This window comes from Brevibacterium luteolum, assembly GCF_025147615.1.
GTDB lineage: Bacteria > Actinomycetota > Actinomycetes > Actinomycetales > Brevibacteriaceae > Brevibacterium > Brevibacterium luteolum.
This window is the reverse complement of record NZ_JALXPM010000080.1, coordinates 1-5050: the sequence shown is the minus strand read 5'-3', so window position 1 is coordinate 5050 and position 5050 is coordinate 1. Positions and strand designations below refer to the sequence as shown.

The window sequence follows — 5050 nt, the reverse complement described above, 5'->3', positions numbered from 1 at the left end:
GAAGCGTCTACGCAGGCTGCGTGATGTGGTTCACGTGTCCACAACTTGCGGGGAACCCCACTTCACGAGCCTGGAACAGGCCGGTGACACGACGATCGGCAATGATGTGTGGATCGGCCGCGAGGCGATGATCCTGCCCGGCGTCACGATCGGCGACGGCGCGATCATCGGCGCGAGGTCGGTGGTGACCGGCGATGTCGCAACCTATGCGGTGGTGGCCGGCAACCCGGCCCGGCACATCCGCAGCCGCTTCACACCAGACGAGGTCGACCTGCTGCGCCGCGTGCGGTGGTGGGACTGGCCGATCGAGCAGATCACGGCACACGCCGCCGCGATCATGACCGGCACACCCCAGCAGCTCGCCGAGCTGGCAGCCACGATGACCGACTGAGCGAACATCGCACCGCCGGCCGCTGCGCACGCCGCTGGCACCGTCGACGATGACCCTGGCCGGGCTGCTCACCCACATGGCCTTCGTCGAGGACTACTGGTTCGGCCACCGTGTGGCCGGCCGCCCGCCCGCCGCGCCGTGGGACACCGCACCGTGGGAGGACAGCAGCGACTGGGACTGGGACCTCGCAGCCGAGATCCCCGCCGCCGAGGCGCGGGCCCTGTTCACCGACACCGCCGCCCGTTCGCGTGGGATCACCGCAGGCATCACCGACCTGTCCGCGCCCGTTGCCGCACCACCACGCGAAGGCGAGCCGTGGAGCATCCGCTGGATGCTCGTGCACATGATCGAGGAGTACAACCGTCACCTCGGCCACGCCGACCTCATCCGCGAACACCTCGACGGCGCCACCGGCGACTGACCACAGCAGCGCCGGCTGCGTGCCTGAACAGCCGATGAGAGCTGCGTCTGGGGCCTGCGATACCCTGGAGGTGTGAGCAGCGAAATCGAAATCGGCAAAGGCAAGCGCGGCCTGCGGGCCTTCTCCCTGGATGACATCGCGATCATCCCGGCCAGGCGCACCCGCGACCCGCAGGACGTCTCCCTCGACTGGCAGATCGACGCCTATCACTTCGACATCCCGTTCATCTCCGCCCCGATGGACTCCGTCGCCTCCCCGGCCACAGCCATCGCGCTCGGCAAGCTCGGCGGACTCGGCGTGCTCGACCTCGAAGGCGTGTGGACCCGCTACGAGGACCCGCAGCCCTACCTCGACGAGATCGCCACGCTGCCGGCCGAACAGGCCACAGAGCGGATGCAGCAGATCTACGCCGAGCCGATCAAGGAAGAGCTCATCACCGCCCGGCTCGCCGAGATCCGCGAAGCAGGCGTCACCGTCGCCGGCGCACTGACCCCACAGCGCACGCAGGAGTACTGGCGCACCGTCGTCGACGCCGGCGTCGACCTGTTCGTCATCCGCGGCACCACCGTGTCGGCCGAGCATGTCTCCTCCAACGCCGAACCGCTCAACCTCAAGCGCTTCATCTACGAACTCGACGTGCCCGTCATCGTCGGCGGCGCTGCAACCTACACCGCCTCCCTGCACCTCATGCGCACCGGTGCCGCCGGTGTGCTCGTCGGCTTCGGCGGGGGAGCAGCCGCCACCACCCGCAGGACCCTGGGCATCCACGCCCCGATGGCCACCGCACTGGCCGATGTGCACGCCGCCCGCCGGGACTACATGGACGAATCCGGCGGCCGCTACGTCCACGTCATCGCCGACGGCGGACTCGGCACCTCCGGTGACATCATCAAGGCCTTCGCCATGGGCGCTGACGCCGTGATGCTCGGCTCCGCGCTCGCGCGCGCCCAAGAGGCCCCCGGCAAGGGCTGCCACTGGGGTGCCGAGGCCCACCACTCGCAGCTGCCGCGCGGCCGCCGCGTCGACATCGGCACTGTCGCCCCGCTCGAACAGCTGCTCTTCGGCCCCGGCCACACCGCGATCGGCGAAGTCAACCTCGCCGGGGCGCTGCGCCGGGCGATGGCGACGACCGGCTACCTGGATCTCAAGGAGTTCCAGCGCGTCGACGTCGTCGTCTCCCCATACCAGCCGCAGATCGCGGGCTTCTGAGCCGGCGCGCCGCACAGCGCTGAGCGATCCGTATGCTCCGACTCGCCTTCACTCCACGCTGGATGGGCTTCCTCGCCCTCGTCCTGCTGCTCGCCACCGCCTTCGTCGGGCTGTCCTACTGGCAGCTCAACCGCGCCCAGCACAAGAACGACGCCATCAGCTCCCAGGAAATCGATATCGTCAAGGACTTCAATGAGGTCGTCCAAGCCCAGGTCCCGCAGCCCGGGCTCGTCGCCGACCAGCGGGTGAAGCTCACCGGCCACTACCTGCCCGATGCGCAGGTCGCGGTCACCGGCCGCTACCACGACGGCACGGAGGGCTTCTGGGTAGTGACGATGTTCGTCCCCGACGATGCCCGGTTCGGTGAGGCGGCAGGACTGCCGGCTGCCGCCGAGGCGGATGAGACCCGCCCGATCGCCATCCCGGTGGTGCGCGGCTGGGTGGAGAGCGAAGAGGCGGCGATGAGCTCGCGCGCCCATGACGGCCCGGTGGAGATGACCGCCCGGCTCGGCCCGATCGAAGGACCGGAATCGACCGAGGGACTGCCGCCCGGGCAGGTGCGCACCGTGTCGACCTCCCAGCTGGTCAACCTCTTCGACATCTACACCTACTCCGGCTATCTGTTCCCCGAACAGGACTCCGGGCCCGGCGCCTCGGCAGCGGTCGACGGCCTCACCCGCGTGCACCTGAGCGCCGACGAATCCGGCGGCTTCGACCTGCAGTCCGGCGTCTACGCCCTCGAATGGCTGTTCTTCGCCGGTTTCGCCTTCTACATCTGGTGGCGGCTACTGCGCGACGCCCACCTCGCCCAGCAGCGCGCGGCGGCGGGGAAGACAGTAGACTATGTGGTCGTCAAGCCCGCCGGAGCCAAGGGAACCGGCCAGGCCGCTCAGCCTCAGCAGCACCCGATGAAGGACACCGATGGTCACTGACCCCCATGATGCCCGCCAGCACCCCGACGACGCCCGGCCCGACCTCTCCGATGACAACGTCTGGCTCTACAGCCGCTACACCTCAGCGCTCAACGCCTCGCGCTTCTACCGGGTCATGGCGATCATCACCGGCACCCTGCTGCTCATCCTCACCGTCGAGATGATCTACAAGTACATCATCGTCGGGCTCATCATGAACGGCGACGTGTCCCAGGCGCTGATGATCGGAAACTTCAACCTCGCCGCCGCGATCGCGATCAGCCACGGCTGGTGCTACGTCGTCTACCTCATCTCCTGCCTGTGGCTGAACCAGACGATGCGTTGGAAGCTCAGCCGGCTGCTGGTCTTGGCGCTGGCCGGCGTCGTACCGGTCATGTCCTTCATCCTCGAGCGCCGCGTCCACCACCGCGTCCAGGACGAACTCGACGCCGCCGTCGTCGTCGCCCCTGTCGAGGGCTGATCCCGCACCCGCCAAGCACATTAGGATTGAGCACATGACCCAGACACCCACCGCAACGCAGGTGCCACCCGTTCTCGTCGTCGACTTCGGCGCCCAGTACGCCCAGCTCATCGCCCGCCGCGTCCGCGAAGCCGGCATGTACTCCGAGGTCATCCCGCACACCGCGAAGGCCGCGGAGTTCGCCGCACGCAAGCCGATGGCGATCGTGCTCTCCGGTGGGCCGTCCTCGGTCTACGGTGAGGGAGTGCCCGCACTCGATACCGAGGTCTTCGACCTCGGGGTGCCGATCTTCGGCATCTGCTACGGCTTCCAGATCATGACGACCTCCCTCGGCGGCACGGTCGCCAAGACCGACCGCCGCGAATACGGCTCCACCCAGCTGACCGTGACCGAACCCGGCACCTTGCTGGCCGGGCAGCCGGAGACCCAGACCGTGTGGATGAGCCACGGCGACTCCGTCACCGAAGCCCCAGACGGCTTCACCGTGCTGGCCTCGACCGCAGGCGCCCCGATCGCTGCGTTCGAGAACCCCGAGCGCCGCTTCGCCGGCGTGCAGTGGCACCCGGAGGTCATGCACTCCGCATTCGGCCAGGAAGTGCTGCGCAACTTCCTGTACCGCGTCGCAGGCCTGACCTCCGACTGGTCACCAGCCAGCGTCATCGACGAGCAGGTCGAGCTGATCCGCGAGCAGGTCGGGAACAAGAAGGTCATCTGCGGACTGTCCGGCGGCGTCGACTCAGCAGTCGCCGCAGCCCTCGTGCACAAGGCCGTCGGCGATCAGCTCACCTGTGTGTTCGTCGATCACGGACTGCTGCGCCAGGATGAGCGCACCCAGGTCGAGAACGACTACGTCGACGCCACCGGCATCCGCCTGGTCACCATCGACGCCTCCGAGCAGTTCCTCGGCCAGCTCGCCGGCATCACCGACCCGGAGGACAAGCGCAAGGCCATCGGCCACGAGTTCATCCGCACCTTCGAAAACGCCGCCGCCGACCTCGTCCTCGAAGCCCGCGAGAACGCCGCTGACGGATCCGGTGAGGAGATCGAGTTCCTCGTCCAGGGCACCCTGTACCCCGACGTCGTCGAATCCGGCGGCGGATCGGGCACTGCCAACATCAAGAGCCACCACAACGTCGGCGGCCTGCCCGAGGACCTGCAGTTCACGCTCGTCGAACCGCTGCGCGCCCTGTTCAAGGACGAGGTCCGCGCCATCGGCCGCGAACTCGGCCTGCCCGAGGTCATCGTCTCCCGGCAGCCGTTCCCCGGCCCCGGCCTGGGCATCCGGATCATCGGCGAGGTGACGAAGGACCGCCTCGAGACGCTGCGGAAAGCCGATGCGATTGTCCGCGCCGAACTCACCGCCGCCGGCCTCGATGCTGAGATCTGGCAGTGCCCGGTCGTGCTGCTGGCCGACGTCCGCTCCGTCGGTGTGCAGGGCGATGGCCGCACCTACGGCCACCCGATCGTGCTGCGCCCGGTCTCCAGCGAAGACGCGATGACTGCGGACTGGACGCGCCTGCCCTACGATCTGCTCGCCACAATCTCCAACCGCATCACCAACGAGGTAGAAGAGGTCAACCGCGTCGTCCTCGACGTCACCTCGAAGCCGCCGGGCACCATCGAGTGGGAGTGAGCCG

The 5050-nt window shown here is 68.3% G+C and carries 6 protein-coding genes; all 6 read left to right on the top strand.

Annotation, left to right across the window (positions count from 1 at the left end; genetic code table 11):
* A partial coding sequence (locus M3C25_RS13225) for a CatB-related O-acetyltransferase (protein WP_259857185.1) occupies window positions 1–391 on the top strand: 391 nt, incomplete at its 5' end.
* A gap of 22 nt (window positions 392–413) precedes the next feature.
* Window positions 414–812, top strand: a complete 399-nt coding sequence (locus M3C25_RS12945; protein WP_311200550.1) for a mycothiol transferase — start codon at window positions 414–416, stop codon at window positions 810–812.
* A gap of 72 nt (window positions 813–884) precedes the next feature.
* The gene (locus M3C25_RS12940; protein WP_259857183.1) at window positions 885–2021 is read left to right on the top strand and encodes a GuaB3 family IMP dehydrogenase-related protein; all 1137 of its coding nucleotides are present in this window, start codon (window positions 885–887) and stop codon (window positions 2019–2021) included.
* 32 nt (window positions 2022–2053) lie between these two features.
* Window positions 2054–2953 carry an SURF1 family protein gene (locus M3C25_RS12935; protein ID WP_259857182.1) on the top strand — a complete coding sequence of 300 codons (900 nt, stop codon included), beginning with the start codon at window positions 2054–2056 and terminating at the stop codon, window positions 2951–2953.
* A complete protein-coding gene (locus M3C25_RS12930) occupies window positions 2943–3413 on the top strand; it encodes a DUF3817 domain-containing protein (protein WP_259857180.1) in 471 nt (156 codons plus the stop codon). Before M3C25_RS12935 ends, M3C25_RS12930 begins: the two co-directional genes overlap by 11 nt.
* 34 nt (window positions 3414–3447) lie before the next feature.
* Window positions 3448–5046, top strand: coding sequence for a glutamine-hydrolyzing GMP synthase (guaA, locus tag M3C25_RS12925; RefSeq protein ID WP_259857178.1), 1599 nt, complete (start codon window positions 3448–3450; stop codon window positions 5044–5046).
* The last annotated feature ends 4 nt before the right edge of the window (window positions 5047–5050 follow it).